The 16,130-nt window shown below is 37.9% G+C and carries 13 protein-coding genes; 9 read left to right on the top strand and 4 right to left on the bottom strand.

Annotation, left to right across the window (positions count from 1 at the left end; genetic code table 11):
• The first annotated feature begins 121 nt into the window (after positions 1–121).
• The 9 genes from HGJ18_RS04535 to HGJ18_RS04495 all read left to right on the top strand — a co-directional run bounded on the left by HGJ18_RS04535 (position 122) and on the right by HGJ18_RS04495 (position 11,952).
• On the top strand, positions 122–769 hold the full coding sequence (locus HGJ18_RS04535) for a TetR/AcrR family transcriptional regulator (protein WP_002669166.1): 648 nt from the start codon (positions 122–124) through the stop codon (positions 767–769).
• Entirely contained in the window at positions 762–2,513 is a 1,752-nt protein-coding gene (locus tag HGJ18_RS04530) for an ABC transporter ATP-binding protein (protein ID WP_253697916.1), read from the top strand. The genes HGJ18_RS04535 and HGJ18_RS04530 overlap by 8 nt, the downstream gene beginning before the upstream one ends.
• Positions 2,514–4,238, top strand: a complete 1,725-nt coding sequence (locus HGJ18_RS04525) for an ABC transporter ATP-binding protein (protein ID WP_253697915.1) — start codon at positions 2,514–2,516, stop codon at positions 4,236–4,238.
• 9 nt (positions 4,239–4,247) lie between these two features.
• Complete coding sequence (locus tag HGJ18_RS04520; protein ID WP_253697914.1) at positions 4,248–5,756, top strand: ABC transporter ATP-binding protein; 1,509 nt, start codon at positions 4,248–4,250, stop codon at positions 5,754–5,756.
• On the top strand, positions 5,756–6,463 hold the full coding sequence (locus HGJ18_RS04515; RefSeq protein WP_301338930.1) for an energy-coupling factor transporter transmembrane component T family protein: 708 nt from the start codon (positions 5,756–5,758) through the stop codon (positions 6,461–6,463). The genes HGJ18_RS04520 and HGJ18_RS04515 overlap by 1 nt, the downstream gene beginning before the upstream one ends.
• 14 nt (positions 6,464–6,477) lie before the next feature.
• Positions 6,478–7,059 (top strand): MptD family putative ECF transporter S component, encoded by a 582-nt coding sequence (locus HGJ18_RS04510; RefSeq protein ID WP_253697910.1) that lies wholly within the window; start codon positions 6,478–6,480, stop codon positions 7,057–7,059.
• 59 nt (positions 7,060–7,118) lie between these two features.
• Positions 7,119–8,210: a cobalt-precorrin-5B (C(1))-methyltransferase CbiD gene (cbiD, locus tag HGJ18_RS04505; RefSeq protein ID WP_253697908.1), complete on the top strand. Its 1,092-nt coding sequence runs from the start codon at positions 7,119–7,121 to the stop codon at positions 8,208–8,210.
• A gap of 128 nt (positions 8,211–8,338) precedes the next feature.
• Positions 8,339–10,168, top strand: coding sequence for an NAD(P)-binding protein (locus HGJ18_RS04500; RefSeq protein WP_253697907.1), 1,830 nt, complete (start codon positions 8,339–8,341; stop codon positions 10,166–10,168).
• On the top strand, positions 10,162–11,952 hold the full coding sequence (locus tag HGJ18_RS04495; RefSeq protein WP_253697906.1) for a [FeFe] hydrogenase, group A: 1,791 nt from the start codon (positions 10,162–10,164) through the stop codon (positions 11,950–11,952). Before HGJ18_RS04500 ends, HGJ18_RS04495 begins: the two co-directional genes overlap by 7 nt.
• A 15-nt stretch (positions 11,953–11,967) precedes the next feature.
• Here the strand turns inward: HGJ18_RS04495 and HGJ18_RS04490 are convergent, their stop codons facing one another.
• From HGJ18_RS04490 to HGJ18_RS04475, 4 genes are read right to left on the bottom strand one after another with little or no spacing between them, the layout of a single operon-like run.
• Positions 11,968–13,620, bottom strand: coding sequence for an ABC-F family ATP-binding cassette domain-containing protein (locus tag HGJ18_RS04490; RefSeq protein ID WP_253697904.1), 1,653 nt, complete (start codon positions 13,618–13,620; stop codon positions 11,968–11,970).
• Between the two features lie 54 nt (positions 13,621–13,674).
• The gene (locus HGJ18_RS04485; protein WP_253697902.1) at positions 13,675–14,529 is read right to left on the bottom strand and encodes an NAD(+)/NADH kinase; all 855 of its coding nucleotides are present in this window, start codon (positions 14,527–14,529) and stop codon (positions 13,675–13,677) included.
• A gap of 41 nt (positions 14,530–14,570) precedes the next feature.
• Positions 14,571–15,596 (bottom strand): DegT/DnrJ/EryC1/StrS family aminotransferase, encoded by a 1,026-nt coding sequence (locus tag HGJ18_RS04480; RefSeq protein ID WP_253697899.1) that lies wholly within the window; start codon positions 15,594–15,596, stop codon positions 14,571–14,573.
• 5 nt (positions 15,597–15,601) lie between these two features.
• Positions 15,602–16,108, bottom strand: a complete 507-nt coding sequence (locus HGJ18_RS04475; protein ID WP_002669135.1) for a chemotaxis protein CheW — start codon at positions 16,106–16,108, stop codon at positions 15,602–15,604.
• Between the last annotated feature and the right edge of the window lie 22 nt (positions 16,109–16,130).

Below are 16,130 nucleotides of genomic sequence, written 5' to 3'. Positions count from 1 at the left end.
TAATAACCTAAAAATATACATTTTAATAATAAAGATACTTGACTAAAATTTAAAAAAATGATAATTTAATTATTAAAGATAATTAGATTATCGAATTAAAAATATACGGAGAAGAAGACCGGTGTCATATTGTTCGGATATAACTAAAAACAGAATTTTGGAATGCGCTAAAGAAGAGTTTTTACGGAACGGTTTTGAAAAAGCACAGGTGGGGGAGATTGCGAAAACGGCGAATGTAACCACAGGTGCAATATACCGTCACTTTAAAAATAAGGAAGAACTGTTTTTTACACTTATCGAAGATGTATATGAGTACACATTAGACATCGTAACTGATGTTGAAATTAGAAGTACTGATAAAGCGTCTATGCCGCTATCGGAAGAAACTGACAATGTTGTTATTGAAGCATTATTTTCTGAAACCATGAGGTTTGTAGATTATATGTATGAGCATTTTGATGAGTTTAAGCTGCTTCTTGCCTGCAGTAAAGGTTCACGGGTAGAAAATTTTGCAGAAGAAATTGCAGATAGATATACGCATAAAAATATGAAGCTCATTCAAGCCGCAGCCGGCAAAAAATCTTCTGCAACCAAAATTAAAGAGCTTGAGGTACATATCATTACGAAAGGTTATATAACGTCATTATGTGAATGTATTATTCACGCTATTCCATACGATGATGTGAGCAGGTACATCAAGAGCATTGTTACTTTTCAATATTATGGTTGGGGCGGCTTATTAAATGAATTGAGGATATATCATGAATAATAAACAAAGCAATGTGGTCTCATCTCTACTGAGATATGCGGGAAATAAAAAAGCCGATTTATATAAATCAATTTTTTGGGCAATTATAGGAGAACTGTTCGGAATGGTTCCATTTATTGCTATAGCAAAACTGATAGAAAAAATCTATTTATATGAAGCAACGTTTAAGACCGTTATATACATAACGTTAATAGCCTTATTAGGACAAATATTGAAAGGTACTTTTACATTATATTCAACGGTTATTTCACATAAGGCAACCTATCATATTTTAAAAAATATAAGAAGTAACATTGCGGAAAAAATGTTATCGGTACCCATGGGAGTAATGATTGACACACCAATAGGCACATTTAAAAACATAATGGTCGATACAGTATCAAAACTTGAAGATTCTATGGCTCACTTTATGCCGGAAATAACATCTAGTGTGATATCCCCTGCATTTTTTTTGATTTTGATTTTTTTCTTGGATTATAGAATGGGCTTTGCTTCCTTACTTACCATTCCCTTAGGTATGCTCGGATATATCGGCATGATGAAAGATTATCAGATAAGAAGTAAGACATATGCAAAAGCGCAAAATGATATGAATAGCACCTTGGTTGAATATGTAAACGGAATAGAAGTTATCAAAGCATTTAATCAAAGTACTGCTTCTTATGAAAAATTCAGTAATGCAATAGATTTTTTTCACAACAGTACCTTGAGTTGGTGGAAGCAAAGTTGGTTTTGGTCTGCGTTTATTCAGGCAGTTACGCCTTCAACCCTGCTCGGTACTTTACCGGTCGGAGCCTATTTATATATGAACGGGCAAATAACTTTGTCAAATTTTATCGTTTGCATTATTTTACCTATCAGTTTTATAGCGCATTTTATAAAAGTAGGAAAGTATTCCGAGCAATTCAATATGGTAAAGGCAAGTTTAGGCATGATAGAATTGTTTTTGTTAAAAGATGAGCTTATAAGACCGAAAGAAAAAGTAACATTTGATAATACGTTATACCGTTTTGAAAATGTTTCCTTTGCGTATGATACGGAATTGGTAGTAAAAAATATCAGCTTTGAACTAAAACCGAATACGGTAACGGCTCTGGTAGGCTGCTCCGGATCCGGTAAATCAACTATTGCTAAATTAATGGCCGGTTTTTGGGATCCTACAAAAGGGCATATCTTTTACGGCGGCAAAAAAATATCAGAAATACCATTTGAGCAGCTTACCGGTGAAATAAGCTATGTGGCCCAAGATACTTTTTTATTTAATACAAGCATAAAAGAAAACATCAAAATAGGAAATCCCAATGCAAGCTATGAAGAAATTATTGAGGCGGCAAAAGCAGCCTCTTGCCATAATTTTATTATGGAATTGAAAGACGGCTATGATACAAAAGTCGGAGACGGAGGAGGAGAGCTTTCCGGCGGAGAGCGCCAGCGCATTACTATTGCACGCGCAATATTAAAACAATCTAAGGTCATCATTTTAGATGAAGCGACCGCTTTTGCCGATCCGGAAAATGAATATTTAATTCAAACCGCAATCAACAATCTTATAAAAGGTAAAACGCTTATTGTTGTGGCTCATCGACTTTCAACAATTACACATGCCGATACTATTTTAGTTATGAAAAATGGAGAGATTGTTGAAAGCGGTATTCATGATGAACTTTTAAATCAACACGGTGTATATACCTCATTATGGAATAAATATGTAGGCGGAGTAGATGAAGATAAGGAAGAACAATAAATGTTTAACATTGTAAAAAGAATATTAGAAATATCAGGCGAATACCGTTCAAATGTAATTAGAGGTCTTATTTTCGGCGCATTCAAATCTTTTTTTGCTTCGTTTATGCTGTTTTCGGTTTTATTTATCCTGATAAACCTTGAAAAATTAAATATGCTCATTATTTTGCAGGCTATTTTAATTGTAGGAATAAGTATATTGGGGAGGTTTATCTTTCAATATTTGTGTGATAGAAACCTAAGTGCATCAGGCTATGAGATTTTTAGAGACAAAAGAATTGAAATAGGAGAAAAATTAAAAAAAGCACCGATGGGGTATTTTTCGGAAAAAAATTTAGGAACAATTCAAACCATCTTAACGACGACTATTTCCGATTTAGAGGCAATGGCTATGCTTGCAGTGAACTTTATTGTAGGCGGATTCTTTCATGCGTTCAGTATGACAGTTATGCTCTTGATATTTTGTTATCCGGTAGGACTGATATCTTTGACGGCGATTATTTTAGGGATTGCAGTATTAGGGTTGATTGCAAAACAAGCCGAAAACTATTCATCAATTATGCAGGAGGCGCAAGAGCAGTTAGTTACTCATGCTATCGAATACATCAGAGGCATTTCTGTACTTCGTTCGTTTAAAAAAGGAAAAGAAGGTAAAGATAAGATTGAAGAAGCTTTTTCTAAAAAGTGTAACGTTGATATAGCTGTTACGGAAGCTACCGCATTAGTTATGAAGCTGTATGAGATGATTTATAAAGTTGCAAGCTGCGTGTTAGTATTTGTTGCAGTGATCTTGTATTTACATCATAGTATTCCGCTTTCGCATACACTTATGTTTATTGTATCCGCATTTTTGATATTTATGGAATTGGAGTTAATAAACAACGGGGCATTTTTAAGCAAAATGTTAGCAACACAATTGGATCGATTGGAATATATTTCCGACATTCCTTCTTTAGATGAAAATGGAAAGGATATAACTATAAACTCCTATGATATAGAGTTTAAAAACGTTGACTTCGGCTATAACGAAAGGACAATCTTAAAAGATGTCAATTTAAAAGTAAACTCAAAAAGCAGCTTAGCGATTGTAGGCGCTTCCGGTTCGGGTAAAACAACATTCTGTAATTTAATAGCGCGGTTTTGGGATGTAAAAAAAGGCGAAGTGCTGATCGGCGGAAGGAATGTAAAAGACTTTACTTCCGAAAGTTTATTAAAAAACATCAGTATGGTTTTTCAAAAAGTTTATTTATTTAACGATACGATTGAAAACAATATAAAATTCGGAAATCCGAATGCTTCTCATGAAGAGGTTATAGCAGCGTGCAAAAGAGCCTGTTGTCATGATTTTATTATGAACTTTCCGGATGGATACCGCACCCTTATCGGCGAGGGCGGTTCTACCTTATCAGGAGGAGAAAAACAAAGAATATCCATTGCACGGGCAATTCTTAAAGATGCTCCGATTATTATTCTTGATGAAGCAACTTTGAGCGTTGATCCTGAAAATGAGCATTTATTAATCAGTGCGATACGGGAGTTAACAAAAAATAAGACGTTTATAAGTATTGCTCATAGATTATCTACCGTTAGAGAAGCTGATCATATTATCGTTATAGATAAAGGCAGAGTTGTGCAGCAGGGAAGTCATAAAGAGTTGATTAAGCAAGAAGGAATTTACAAGCATTTTATCGAAATACGCGAAAAATCCATCGGCTGGCATATATAGGATAATTGAATGGCAGATAGTATTGTTGATTTTGATGATGTAAGTTTTAGCTATGGAACACAAACAGAAGGTTCTTTAAAGCATATCAATCTTAAAATAGAAGAAGGAGAATGTATTGTCCTCACAGGACAATCCGGCTGCGGAAAAACAACTATTATGAGGTTGATAAACGGTTTAATACCTCATTTTTTTGAAGGCAGTTTGACAGGATGTGTGAAAATTCTTGGTAAAGACACAAAAACTACTTCTGTAGGAGAGCTCGGCAGAAACATTGCTTCCATATTTCAAAATCCTAGGAGTCAATTTTTTACAACAAACACCACGGCAGAAGCGGCATTTGCTTGTGAAAATTACGGAATAGAGAGAGCCGAAATGATAAAGGGCGTTGACAATGCGTTTTATGATTTTGACGCTAAATGCCTTATGAATAGAGATATGTTCTCTTTGTCAAGCGGAGAAAAACAAAAGATTGCTATTATTGCTGCAAAAACTTTAAATCCTAACATATATGTTTTTGATGAGCCATCTGCCAACTTGGATATTCATGCAATTATGCAGTTACAAGAAATGATACGGAAGCTGAAAGAAGCAGGACATACGGTTATTGTTTCGGAACATCGCTTATTTTATTTGAAAAACTTATGTGATAGATGTTTTATCATGAGTAACGGAAATATCGTTAAAGAATTATGTAAAAGTGATATTGAAAATATGAATACAGCCGATTTGACAAACTATAAACTGAGAACATTTAATATAGAAGAAATCGGGTTGAATAGGGAAAATAAAACAGAATATGAGAGAAGCGACAACATAAAACTTGAAATTAAAAAATTATCTTTTTCATATAAACATTCTAAGAAGCTTTTAGACAATATCAATATAACGGCTTATGCAGGGGAGACCATTGCAATTATCGGACAAAACGGTGAAGGTAAAACTACTTTAGGGAAAATTATTGCAGGCTTATTAAAATCCGCTCATGGCCGATTTTTCCTTGACGGCAAACAGGTAAAACAAAAAGAATTATATAAAAGTGTTTATTTTGTCATGCAGGAATCTGATTATCAATTATATTCAGATTCTGTTTTATCCGAGCTATATGTAAGTTCCGGATTATCCAGCAAAAGGAATACGCAAAAAATCGAATGTATAATGAAATTATTACATATCTTTGCATATAAAGAAAAGCATCCATGGGCACTATCAGGGGGTCAGAAGCAGCGGGTAACTATTGCGGCAGCGATGGCTTCAAATAAATCTATTCTTATTTTTGATGAGCCGACTTCTGGGCTTGATTACGAAAATATGAAAGCAGTCTCAAAAGCAATAAACATTCTGAGCCGACAAGGAACCGTAAACTTTGTTATTTCCCATGATTTGGAATTTCTTAGCCGAGTTGCAACAAGAGCCGTTTTTATAGCAAACGGTACAATCGGCGGAAGTATCAGTTTAAAAAATAATCGAGACTTTAGAACCGTAAAAGATTTTTTGTTACGGAATGGGGTTGCAAAGTAATGTTTAAGCGCTGTAAACGATATGGAATAAAATATGATCCAAGAATTAAATTATTGCAAGTTTTATTAGTAAGTATTTTTGTTTTTACATTACCGGGTAAAAAATATGAGATATTGCTTTTTTTATCGGTCTTTATATTCGCAGTAATGAGCGGTATACATAAAACTGCTGTTAAATTTCTGTTTGTATACAGCGGGCTTTTTATAGCAGCCGAGATAAGTCCTTTATTTATCGCAACAACAATACATTATTTTTTTTTATGTTTTGTTACAATACTACTTGCTGCAACAAACTTGATGAGAACTGCTGAAATATCGGAAATATTGGCTACCTTACAAAACATGAAAATTCCATACTATATCAATATTCCTTTAGCGGTTATCCTGCGTTTTTTTCCTACGATAAAACAAGACATTTTTTGCATTAAACAAGGAATAAAGACTAGAGGAATAGATGTTTCTCTATTGGGTGTATTAAAGCATCCATGTAAAATGTACGAAATGATGTTGATACCGTTCTTAATGAGAATGTTATCTACTGCAACGGAATTAGCCGCTTCCGTTGAAACACGAGGATTAGGTGTTTCAGGTAAAAAAACAAGCTATAGAGAAGTTCGTTTCGGGATGCTTGATATATTGCTATTGATAATAATGCTTGTTTTTTATACAGCTGTTGTTGTTATGAAAATAAAAAATATTGAATTTTAAGGAGAACTTAACTTATGGAAGGAAGAAGAAATTTTCAAATTAAAGATTTGATTATTACGGCATTGATGGTTCTATGCTCACAGATTTTGTACAGAATACTGTCTTTTCTATTTATGTCGCCATACACAATGCTTTTAACAATGCCTATCTGGGCAATCATCGGAGCAATTGCTTATTTCTTAGTACCTGTTAAAACAAAAAATCCATGGATGATATTATTGTTTTGTATACTTACAAGTATTATAGGCTTTTATCCGCCATATATAATCAGCTGCATCATTGGCGGTGTTCTTGCAATGCTCATCGCAAGAATAAAAGGAATTGAAAATTATAAAGGCTTGACAATCGGATATATACTATTTTGTGTTCTTGCAAGTTTTGGAGGAATGTATGTGCCATTTTTATTTTATGCAGAGCAAACACTTAATGCATATAAAGAAATGTTTGGAGCCGAGTATTTGGAAACGTTAACTAAACTTGTTTCACCTACAATAACCGTAATAATGCTTATTATAACGGCGCTATGCGGATGTATTGGAGCGCTTATCTCGAAAAAACTTCTTAAAAAACATTTTGAAAAAGCAGGAATGATTTAAGAAAGGGGGTATATCCTCTTTCAAAAACCCATTTTTAATGCTATAATCTTATCCATAAAATGAAACTGGATTTATATATAGACAAAGACGGACAAAAGCTAAGATGCGGATATACGACGGGGAGCTGTGCAGCGGCAGCGGCTAAGGCAGCGGCCTTGATTTTGGGCGGTGAAACTATGACCTCGGTTAAAATCGATACGCCTGCAGGACTTGTCCTTGACCTTCCGGTAGAGCATTGCCGCTCATATAAAAACAACGACGGGACAGCTATTGGAGAGGCAGCCGTTCAAAAAGATGCGGGAGACGACCCGGACAGCACCGACGGCATCTATATCCATGCTCGGGTATCTTATAGAAACGATGGGAAGGTTCTCATTGACGGTGGAGAGGGTATAGGAAGAATTACCAAAAAAGGTCTTTTCGGAGAAGTAGGGGAGGCTGCCATTAATCCCGTACCCCGTCAAATGATAGAAAAAGAAGTTTTAAAGGTTTCAAAAAGGGGCTTCAATGTAGAAATTTTCAGTCCTCAAGGAGCCGAAATCGGCAAAAAAACCTTTAATAAAAATATAGGTGTTGAAGGCGGCATCTCTATTATCGGCACAAAGGGCATAGTCTATCCTATGAGCGAAGATGCCATCAAAAAAACCATCTACCTTGAAATAGACGGAATATTACAAAATTCGAAAAAAAAAGAAATACTTTTGGTGCCGGGAAACTACGGGGAAGGCCTTAAAGGAAAACTAAACACTATAATAGACCTTCCCACCGTAAAAATTTCAAACTATATAGGAGATAGTTTAAGCTATGCCTATTCTAAAGGCTTTAAAACCATGACCTTACTCGGACACATAGGCAAATTCGCTAAACTTTCCATAGGTATTTTTAATACCCATAACCGCACCGCCGACACGCGTATGGAAGCCTTTGTCTACTACCTTGCCATGCATGGGGCAGACAAAAAAACAATCGAAACGGTCAATGCCTTTTTAACGGCTGAAGAAGCCTTCAACTATCTTGTTGAAAATAAGATGGAAATGATTCTCAAAGCCATGGAAAGAGGCGCCGAAGAAAGAATCAAAAAATACCTCAAGGATGAAAGCCTTTCGATAAAGGTCTTAATCTATTCGATGAAATACGGCCTTGTAGAATGAACAATTTATAGAAAAAAAAATTCTAAAGTTATCAAATTAAAACTTGCTATTTTGATAAACATAGTGTACAATTAAAGGTGTAAGTGGATTTAACTTAGGTTAATATATATGACATAAGGAGTATGCAAATGAGTCGACTTGAGATATTTTCACAAAACCGATCTCAAATTATAATTGAAGAACTGTATGAGAATCTTCAACATCGAATTGAAGCAAGTCCTCCCGGACTTTGTCCCGTTTACATAACACGTGCCTTTATCGAAATGTGTCATGCCCAAACTTGCGGGAAATGTGTGCCGTGCCGTATCGGTCTTTTACAGTTAAAGCATATTTTAACTGATGTTCTAAACGGAAATGCTGAAATGGAAACCATCAAACTTATTGAAGAAACTGCAAAGTCGATAAGAGAGACAGCTGACTGTGCTCTGGGATATGAAGCTGCCGATATGGTTTATAAAAGCATAATCTATTGCCGCGATGACTTTGAAGAGCATATAAAACACGGAAGATGCGGCTGCATGACAACTCAGCCCGTACCTTGTGTTGCCCTCTGTCCTGCAAATGTGGATATTCCGGGCTATATTGCCCTCGTCAGGGATGAAAGATATGCCGATGCCGTCCGTCTTATCAGAAAGGACAATCCTTTTCCTTCTACCTGTGCCTTTATCTGTGAACATCCTTGCGAACATAGGTGCCGGCGAAACATGGTAGACAGTGCCATAAATATCCGCGGATTAAAAAGAGTTGCCGTTGAATTTTCCGGTAAGGTACCTCCTCCTCCATGCGCTCCTTCTACAGGAAAGACTATAGCCATAGTCGGAGGAGGGCCGGCAGGGCTTACCGCAGCTTATTATCTACAGCTCATGGGGCATCAGACAACCGTATATGAAATGCTGCCCAAATTGGGAGGAATGCTCCGTTACGGTATACCTAATTACCGTCTTCCTAAGGACAGGTTAGACGAAGATATAGATGCAATTCTCGAAACCGGAGTTAAGGTTGTTTACGGTAAAAAGATAGGAACCGACATAGAACTCAATGAGCTTATAAAGGATAATGATGCGGCTATTATAGCAATTGGAGCCTCAACCGACAAAAAGCTGGGCCTTGAAGGAGAAGATGCAGAAGGCGTTATCTCTGCCGTTCAATTCCTTAGAGATGTGGGAATGGATAAGGGAATGGATTTAACCGGTAAAAAAACCGCAATAATAGGAGGCGGAAACGTTGCCATGGATGCAGTGCGTACTGCTGTCCGTCTAAAATCGGAAAAAGTTACCTGTCTTTACCGAAGGCGTGTAGCCGATATGACGGCTCTTCCTGCCGAAATTGAAGGAGCTTTAGCCGAAGGTGTCGAAATGATGACCTTAAAAGCACCTTCAAAACTAGAAGTAAAGAATGGAAAACTCACAGGCGTTTGGGTTACTCCCCAGATGATATCCCGTATAAAAGACGGGCGAGCCTCCGTTGTATCTACAGGAGAACCTGATATTTTTATTCCGTGTGAAGTGCTTGTCGTTGCAATAGGTCAGGATATCGAAACTCAACATTATGAAGATTCCGGTATACCGGTTGATCGAGGAAAGCTTTTTACCATGCCCAGCGCAAGTTTTCAAGGAATGCCTGGCCTATTTTCAGGCGGAGACTGTGCTTCAGGCCCCGCTACGGTTATAAAGGCCATTGCCGCCGGAAAAGTTATGGCCGCAAATATAGACGAATATTTAGGCTATAGCCACACTATAAGCTGTGATATAGAAATTCCCATTCCCAATATTGATGACCGCCTTGCTTGCGGAAGGGTTGAACTTGGAGAGAGGGAAGCTTCTGAAAGAATAAAGGATTTTGAAGGCGTAGAATTCTGTATGAGTAAAAAGGAAGCTTGTCAAGAATCAAATCGCTGTCTTAAATGCGATCACTTCGGATTTGGTATATTTAAAGGAGGACGGGAACGATTATGGTAAACTTGACTATAGATAATATAAAAATATCGGCTAAAGAAAACATGACGATTATGGAAGCTGCAGAAAGCGCCGGAATCCCTATACCGAAACTTTGTTTTTTAAAAGGAATAAATGAAATTGCTGCCTGCCGTGTATGTGTTGTTGAACTGGAAGGAAAAGAAAAACTTATAACCGCTTGTAATAATTCCGTTGAAGAAGGAATGGTTGTATACACTAACAGCCCCAAGGTAAGAATTGACAGAAGAAGAACCGTTCAGATGATTTTGTCACAGCATGATTGTAAGTGTGCCATCTGTGTAAGAAGCGGAAACTGTACCTTACAAACTCTTGCAAACGATCTTAACATTCAAGATGTTTTATATGAAGAACAGCTTGAAGATCAGCCATGGGATAAGAATTTTCCTCTTATACGGGATTCAAAAAAATGTATTAAATGTATGCGCTGTATTCAGGTTTGCGATAAGATCCAAAGCCTGAATATTTGGGAGTTGGAAGGAACGGGAGCAAGAACTACAATAAATGTTTCAGGCTCAAGGACTATAGCCGATGCAGACTGCTCTTTATGCGGTCAGTGTATTACACATTGTCCTGTAGGTGCCTTACGTGAAAGAGACGACACGGAAAAATTCTGGCGGGCTGTAGCCGATCCTGATAAGGTTGTTGTCGTGCAAGTGGCTCCTGCAATACGTACGGCTTGGGGAGAACATATCGGCCTTGATCTAAAAGATGCTTCCGTAAACAAAATATTTGATGCATTAAAAAGAATAGGAGCCGACTATGTATTTGATACAGCCTTTTCGGCAGATTTAACCATAATGGAAGAAGCCTATGAATTTATTGAACGTTTTTCGAAGGGAGAGCTAAAAGATAAACCGATGTTTACCTCCTGTTGTCCCGGATGGGTTCGCTTTATAAAAAGCCAATATCCTCATTTGGTTTCTCATCTATCTTCCGCTAAGTCTCCCATGCAGATGTTCGGTGCGGTTATGAAGTCATATTTTGCAGAAAAAATCGGTAAAAAACCTGAGGATATTTTCTCTGTAGCTATTATGCCCTGTGTTGCAAAAAAAAGCGAAATCGATATGGAGCTTTTCTATGGAGAGTACGCAGGACATGACATGGACTGCGTTTTGACTACGCGGGAATTTGTAAGGATGATTAAGTCTGCTCATATTCTTCCTCAAACCCTTAAAGAAACGGAACCTGATAAGCTTTTCCATGATGCTTCAGGAGCCGGAATTATTTTTGGAGCTACAGGCGGTGTTATGGAGGCCGCCTTACGTACAGCCTATTATGCCATTATGGGAAAAAATTGTCCGCCGGATGCTTTTAAGGTTGTAAGGCATTCTTCGCAAGAAGAGTCGGGAATTATTGAAGCATCTTTTACCTTAAAAGAAAATAATTTACGGATTGCCGTAACCAGCGGACTTGCCAATACCAGACGGCTTATAGATTCTATAGAAGCAGGCGAAAAACACTATGATTTTGTAGAAATTATGGCTTGCCCCGGCGGATGCGTAGGAGGCGGAGGGCAACCGATACATGAATCCGGTGAATTGGCTGTTAAAAGAGGCAGTAATTTATACTTTCTAGATAAGAACTCAAAAGTGCGGTATTCTCATGAAAACGAATGTATAAAAGCGCTCTATAATGATTTCTTTGAAAAGCCGAACAGCCACAAAGCGCACAGTCTTTTACATACGGACCATTTTATATGGGAAATGCCGAGAAGTCCGAAGCGGGATCGAAAGGGCTATGTTATAAACGAGAAATTTCAATCATAATTATAGAACAGATTTTTAAATCTGCATCTTTTTGGTGTTGCCGTATAGTTCTTCACGCAGCTTTTTGACGTGTTCATCTTTTATATAGTCGTCAAAATTCATCATCCTGTCGATTACGCCGTTAGGGGTAATTTCGATAATTCTATTTGCAATTGAAGAAATAAATTCGTGGTCATGGGAGTTAAAAAGAATAACGCCGGGGAATTCCACAAGGGCATCGTTTAAGCTCGTGATAGCTTCAAGGTCGAGATGGTTTGTCGGCTCATCCAATATTAAAACATTTGCTCCCGAAAGCATGAGCTTACTCAACATACAGCGTACCTTTTCGCCTCCGGATAGAACATTTACGGGCTTTAATGACTCATCACCCGAAAAAAGCATTCGGCCTAAAAAGCCTCTTACATAGGCATCATCTTGGTCAGGGGAATATTGTTTAAGCCATTCGGTAATATTTAAATCGTTATTAAAGTACTCGGCATTGTCCTTATTAAGATAGGCATGGGATACGGTCTGTCCCCAGTAAACATCTCCCGAATCGGGGTTTAATTTTCCGGTTAAAATATCGAAGAGGGCGGTTTTTGAATTATGCTCTTGACCTACAAAGGCTATTTTATCGGTTCTGTTTACCGTAAACGAAAAATCGCTTAAAAGCTGAATGCCTTTTTCTTCCGCAGTGTCGGGTGTCTTATAAAAAATTTTTTCGGTGCGGACAACATTGTTTCCGATTTCCCTATTGGGCTTAAAATGGACATAAGGGAATTTACGGCTCGTAACTTCAATTTCTTCTAAGGCCAGTTTATCATAAACTTTTTTTCGGCTGGTTGCCTGACGGCTCTTTGCAGCATTTGAGGCAAAGCGTAGGATAAACTCTCTCAAATCCTTCATCTTTTCTTCTCTCTTCTTTTGTTGGTCCTTAGCCTGCCTTTGCATAATCCTGCTCATCTGGTACCAGAAATCGTAGTTACCGGAATACATGCGGATTTTTCCGTAGTCAATGTCGCAGACATGGGTGCAAACCGTATTTAAAAAATGTCTGTCGTGAGAAACAACAATTATAATATTGGGAAAGTCGATTAAAAATTCTTCAAGCCATGCTATGGATTCAAGGTCTAAACCGTTTGTTGGTTCGTCCAAAAGAAGAATATCGGGGGTACCGAAGATAGCCTGAGCCAGCAATACCCGCACCTTCTGCCCCTCATCCAGTTCGCTCATCATTCTGTCATGGTAGTTTTCATCAAGGCCCAAGCCTGAAAGAATCTGCTCTATTTGATTTTCAGCCTCCCAGCCGTTTAAATCGGCAAATTCGGCCTCCAACTCCGAAGCCCGTATTCCGTCTTCTTCGCTAAAATTTTCTTTTGCATAAATAGCTTCTCTTTCATTTCTAACATTGTAGAGCTTAGGATAGCCCATAAAAACCGTGTCTTTTACGCTGTATTCGTCAAAGGCAAAGTGATCCTGCCTTAAAACAGCCATTCTCTCTCCGGGGGTAATACTGAACTCACCTGAGTCATGCTCCAATTCTCCCGAAAGCACTTTTAAAAAAGTAGACTTTCCGGCTCCGTTTGCGCCGATAATTCCGTAGCAGTTGCCTTTTGTAAATTTTAAATTGACATCCTTAAAAAGCGGCCTGTCGCCGAACTTTAAACTTAAATCGCTTACTGTAATCATAAGCTACGATAATACAATAAAGGGGATAAAATGTCAATCAATTCAATTTTTACATCAATTCAGTTTGGGCGATGAAGAACCCGACCAGCCGAGTTTTGAGCGCAGGGCCTTGTAAAAATTATCGGGAGAGCAGCCTGCCATTTTTACCTTATTGGGAGATTCGCTTATTATAATCTCATCATCTTCTTGTAAAGAAACCATCTCCTGTCCGTCAATTGAAACTATAATATCTTTCACTCTTGCAGGAAGAATTTTTATCTTCATTTGACCCGACGATGGAAGAACCAAGGGGCGGTTCGATAAAGAAAAAGGAGAAATAGGGGTTAAAACAAAGGCCGATACATCAGGATCTAAGATCGGCCCTCCTGAAGCTGCCGAGTAGGCAGTTGAACCTGTAGGAGTCGAAACGATTACCCCGTCAGCTCTAAAAACACCGAAAGAAATTCCGTTAAAGGAAATATCTAAGTTTATCAGCTTTGCTATGCCCGAACCTGAAACAACTGCATCGTTTAAGGCTTCATATTTTACAATTTCTTTATTTTTCCGTTTTATCGAAGTTGAAAGGAGCATTCTTTTATGTAAGGCTTGTTTTCCGTTTAAGAGCTGTAAAAGTTCGCCTTCCCATTCTTTAGGTTCGATATTTGCTATAAAGCCGAACCTCCCTAAATTTATCGGAAAAACGGGGATGTGCCGAGGAGCACTGTAACGGGCAGTAAATAAAACCGTACCGTCTCCGCCGAGACTTATTGCAAGGTCATAGTCTTCATTTAATTCGGGAGAATGGGAGATGCCGTCATATTTATATACAAAAGAATCGATTCCCTTTGCCGATAAAAAGGCTTCGATTTCTTTACAAATCTTTTTTGCATTGGGTTTTTCGATACTTAAAACTATAAGGGCTTTTTTCAAAATTTCTCCTTAAAAGCTCGGGCCTAATTTTATAAAAGAAATTAGGGCAGGGTAGCTAAAACTCTTACGATCTCGGACGACTTTTTTGCTCCCAATCGCGGATAAAGAGGAAAAAGAACACATCTTAATAAAAGAGAAGATGCATTTATAAAACTTTCTTGATTTTCTTTTAAGTATTCGACGGTAGAATTTTTAAAAGCAAGTTCTATGTCTATATCCTTTTTTGCCGCATATCTTTGCACATCCGAAACTCCCGAATTTAAAATAACCGGGAAAGAATAAACCGGATTTACCGTGTCTTCTTTTTGAGCTATAGTTTTATGTTTTCCCTGCATCAAAGAGCGGACATAGGACTCATGCATTTCCTTGCGCTGCTCCATGTTTTTTGCCATCTGCTTCAACTGCACAAAGGCCAAGGAAGCATTTATGTCGGGCAATTGGTCCGTAAGAGGGGATTCGTCATAAAGTTTTTTTAAGACTATTGCATTCCGCCTTTCGGGAGCAAGTAATACGGCACCTCCTCCTCCTGTTAGAATATCCTTTTCTTCCAGTCCCAAAATCGAAAAGACTCCCATACTGCCGGCATATTTTTCCTTGTAGGCAGCTCCTGCACTTTGAGAAATATCTTCTATTACGGGAATGGTTAAGCTTAATATCTTTTCCATATCAGGTAAAAAACCCAAGGTTTCATGTAGGACAAGAACTCTTCCGCCGGCTTGAACCGCATTTTCAATGCTTTCAAAGGAAGGAAAAACGGAATCTGCTTCTACATCAAGCACAATCGGTTTATACCCTTGGCGGTTTAATTCTACATATTGCCAAGAGGGTGCAAGACTTGAGATAATAACCGATGAACCGTCTTCAAGGTTTAAGGCTTTTAAAGCATAGTTTAAAGCTATGGCCGGGCTTCTAAATGCAGCGGCTCCGGCTGTTTGAAATGTTTCGCAAACCTGCTTGATAAGTTTTTGATTCATTTCGCCGGGGCCTATTTTTTCCTCGACCATACATGTAAGAACAGCATCCATTTCGGAGCGTCTTATAGTGGAACTGTAAACAGGTACTTTCATAATTTTTATAAATTCGTAATTTTCTGTAATTCTTTCGGATTAAAGAGCCTGTGAATATCCAAGATTATTAGGTAACCGGGATCTCGGCGGACAACGCCGTTAATGTATTCGGCTCCGATACCTGCAATCATTTGGGGCGGAGGCTGTATTTCTTCTTTTTTTACGTCAACAACACGGGCTACTCTATCGATTATAATACCTATTTTATTGTTCTCAACCTTTATGATTATAAAGCCGCCCAAAAACTCATCGCCTTCATCCAAAGAAGCCTTTTTTATATGAAATCTCTTGTGAAGACTTATTACCGGAATAATTTCGCTTCGTAGGTTAAAAATTCCTTCAACATAATACGGAGCATTCGGAATAGGCCTTACATCCTGAACCCTGACTATTTGGTCAACATCCATAATTTCTACGCCGTAAAGTTCTTCTCCGAGTTGGAATGTAACTAATTTTAAAAGGTCATCATTTTCGACCTTGGCCTTTTTATTAAGGCCTCCTGCATTTGCCATATAGTTTCCTTCCTCCAATATT

It is taken from the genome of Treponema denticola, from assembly GCF_024181405.1.
Taxonomy (GTDB): domain Bacteria; phylum Spirochaetota; class Spirochaetia; order Treponematales; family Treponemataceae; genus Treponema_B; species Treponema_B denticola_D.
Note: the sequence above shows the minus strand (reverse complement) of the source record. Positions and strands in the feature narration are given on the sequence as shown.

Bases quoted from the DNA above. Each gene is read 5' to 3' on its own strand.
- HGJ18_RS04520 (WP_253697914.1), top strand. From the start codon at position 4,248: ATGGCAGATAGTATTGTTGATTTTGATGATGTAAGTTTTAGCTATGGA.
- HGJ18_RS04530 (WP_253697916.1), top strand. From the start codon at position 762: ATGAATAATAAACAAAGCAATGTGGTCTCATCTCTACTGAGATATGCG.
- HGJ18_RS04510 (WP_253697910.1), top strand. From the start codon at position 6,478: ATGGAAGGAAGAAGAAATTTTCAAATTAAAGATTTGATTATTACGGCA.
- HGJ18_RS04500 (WP_253697907.1), top strand. From the start codon at position 8,339: ATGAGTCGACTTGAGATATTTTCACAAAACCGATCTCAAATTATAATT.
- cbiD (WP_253697908.1), top strand. From the start codon at position 7,119: ATGAAACTGGATTTATATATAGACAAAGACGGACAAAAGCTAAGATGC.
- HGJ18_RS04495 (WP_253697906.1), top strand. From the start codon at position 10,162: ATGGTAAACTTGACTATAGATAATATAAAAATATCGGCTAAAGAAAAC.
- HGJ18_RS04475 (WP_002669135.1), bottom strand. From the start codon at position 16,108: ATGGCAAATGCAGGAGGCCTTAATAAAAAGGCCAAGGTCGAAAATGAT.
- HGJ18_RS04525 (WP_253697915.1), top strand. From the start codon at position 2,514: ATGTTTAACATTGTAAAAAGAATATTAGAAATATCAGGCGAATACCGT.
- HGJ18_RS04515 (WP_301338930.1), top strand. From the start codon at position 5,756: ATGTTTAAGCGCTGTAAACGATATGGAATAAAATATGATCCAAGAATT.
- HGJ18_RS04490 (WP_253697904.1), bottom strand. From the start codon at position 13,620: ATGATTACAGTAAGCGATTTAAGTTTAAAGTTCGGCGACAGGCCGCTT.
- HGJ18_RS04480 (WP_253697899.1), bottom strand. From the start codon at position 15,596: ATGAAAGTACCTGTTTACAGTTCCACTATAAGACGCTCCGAAATGGAT.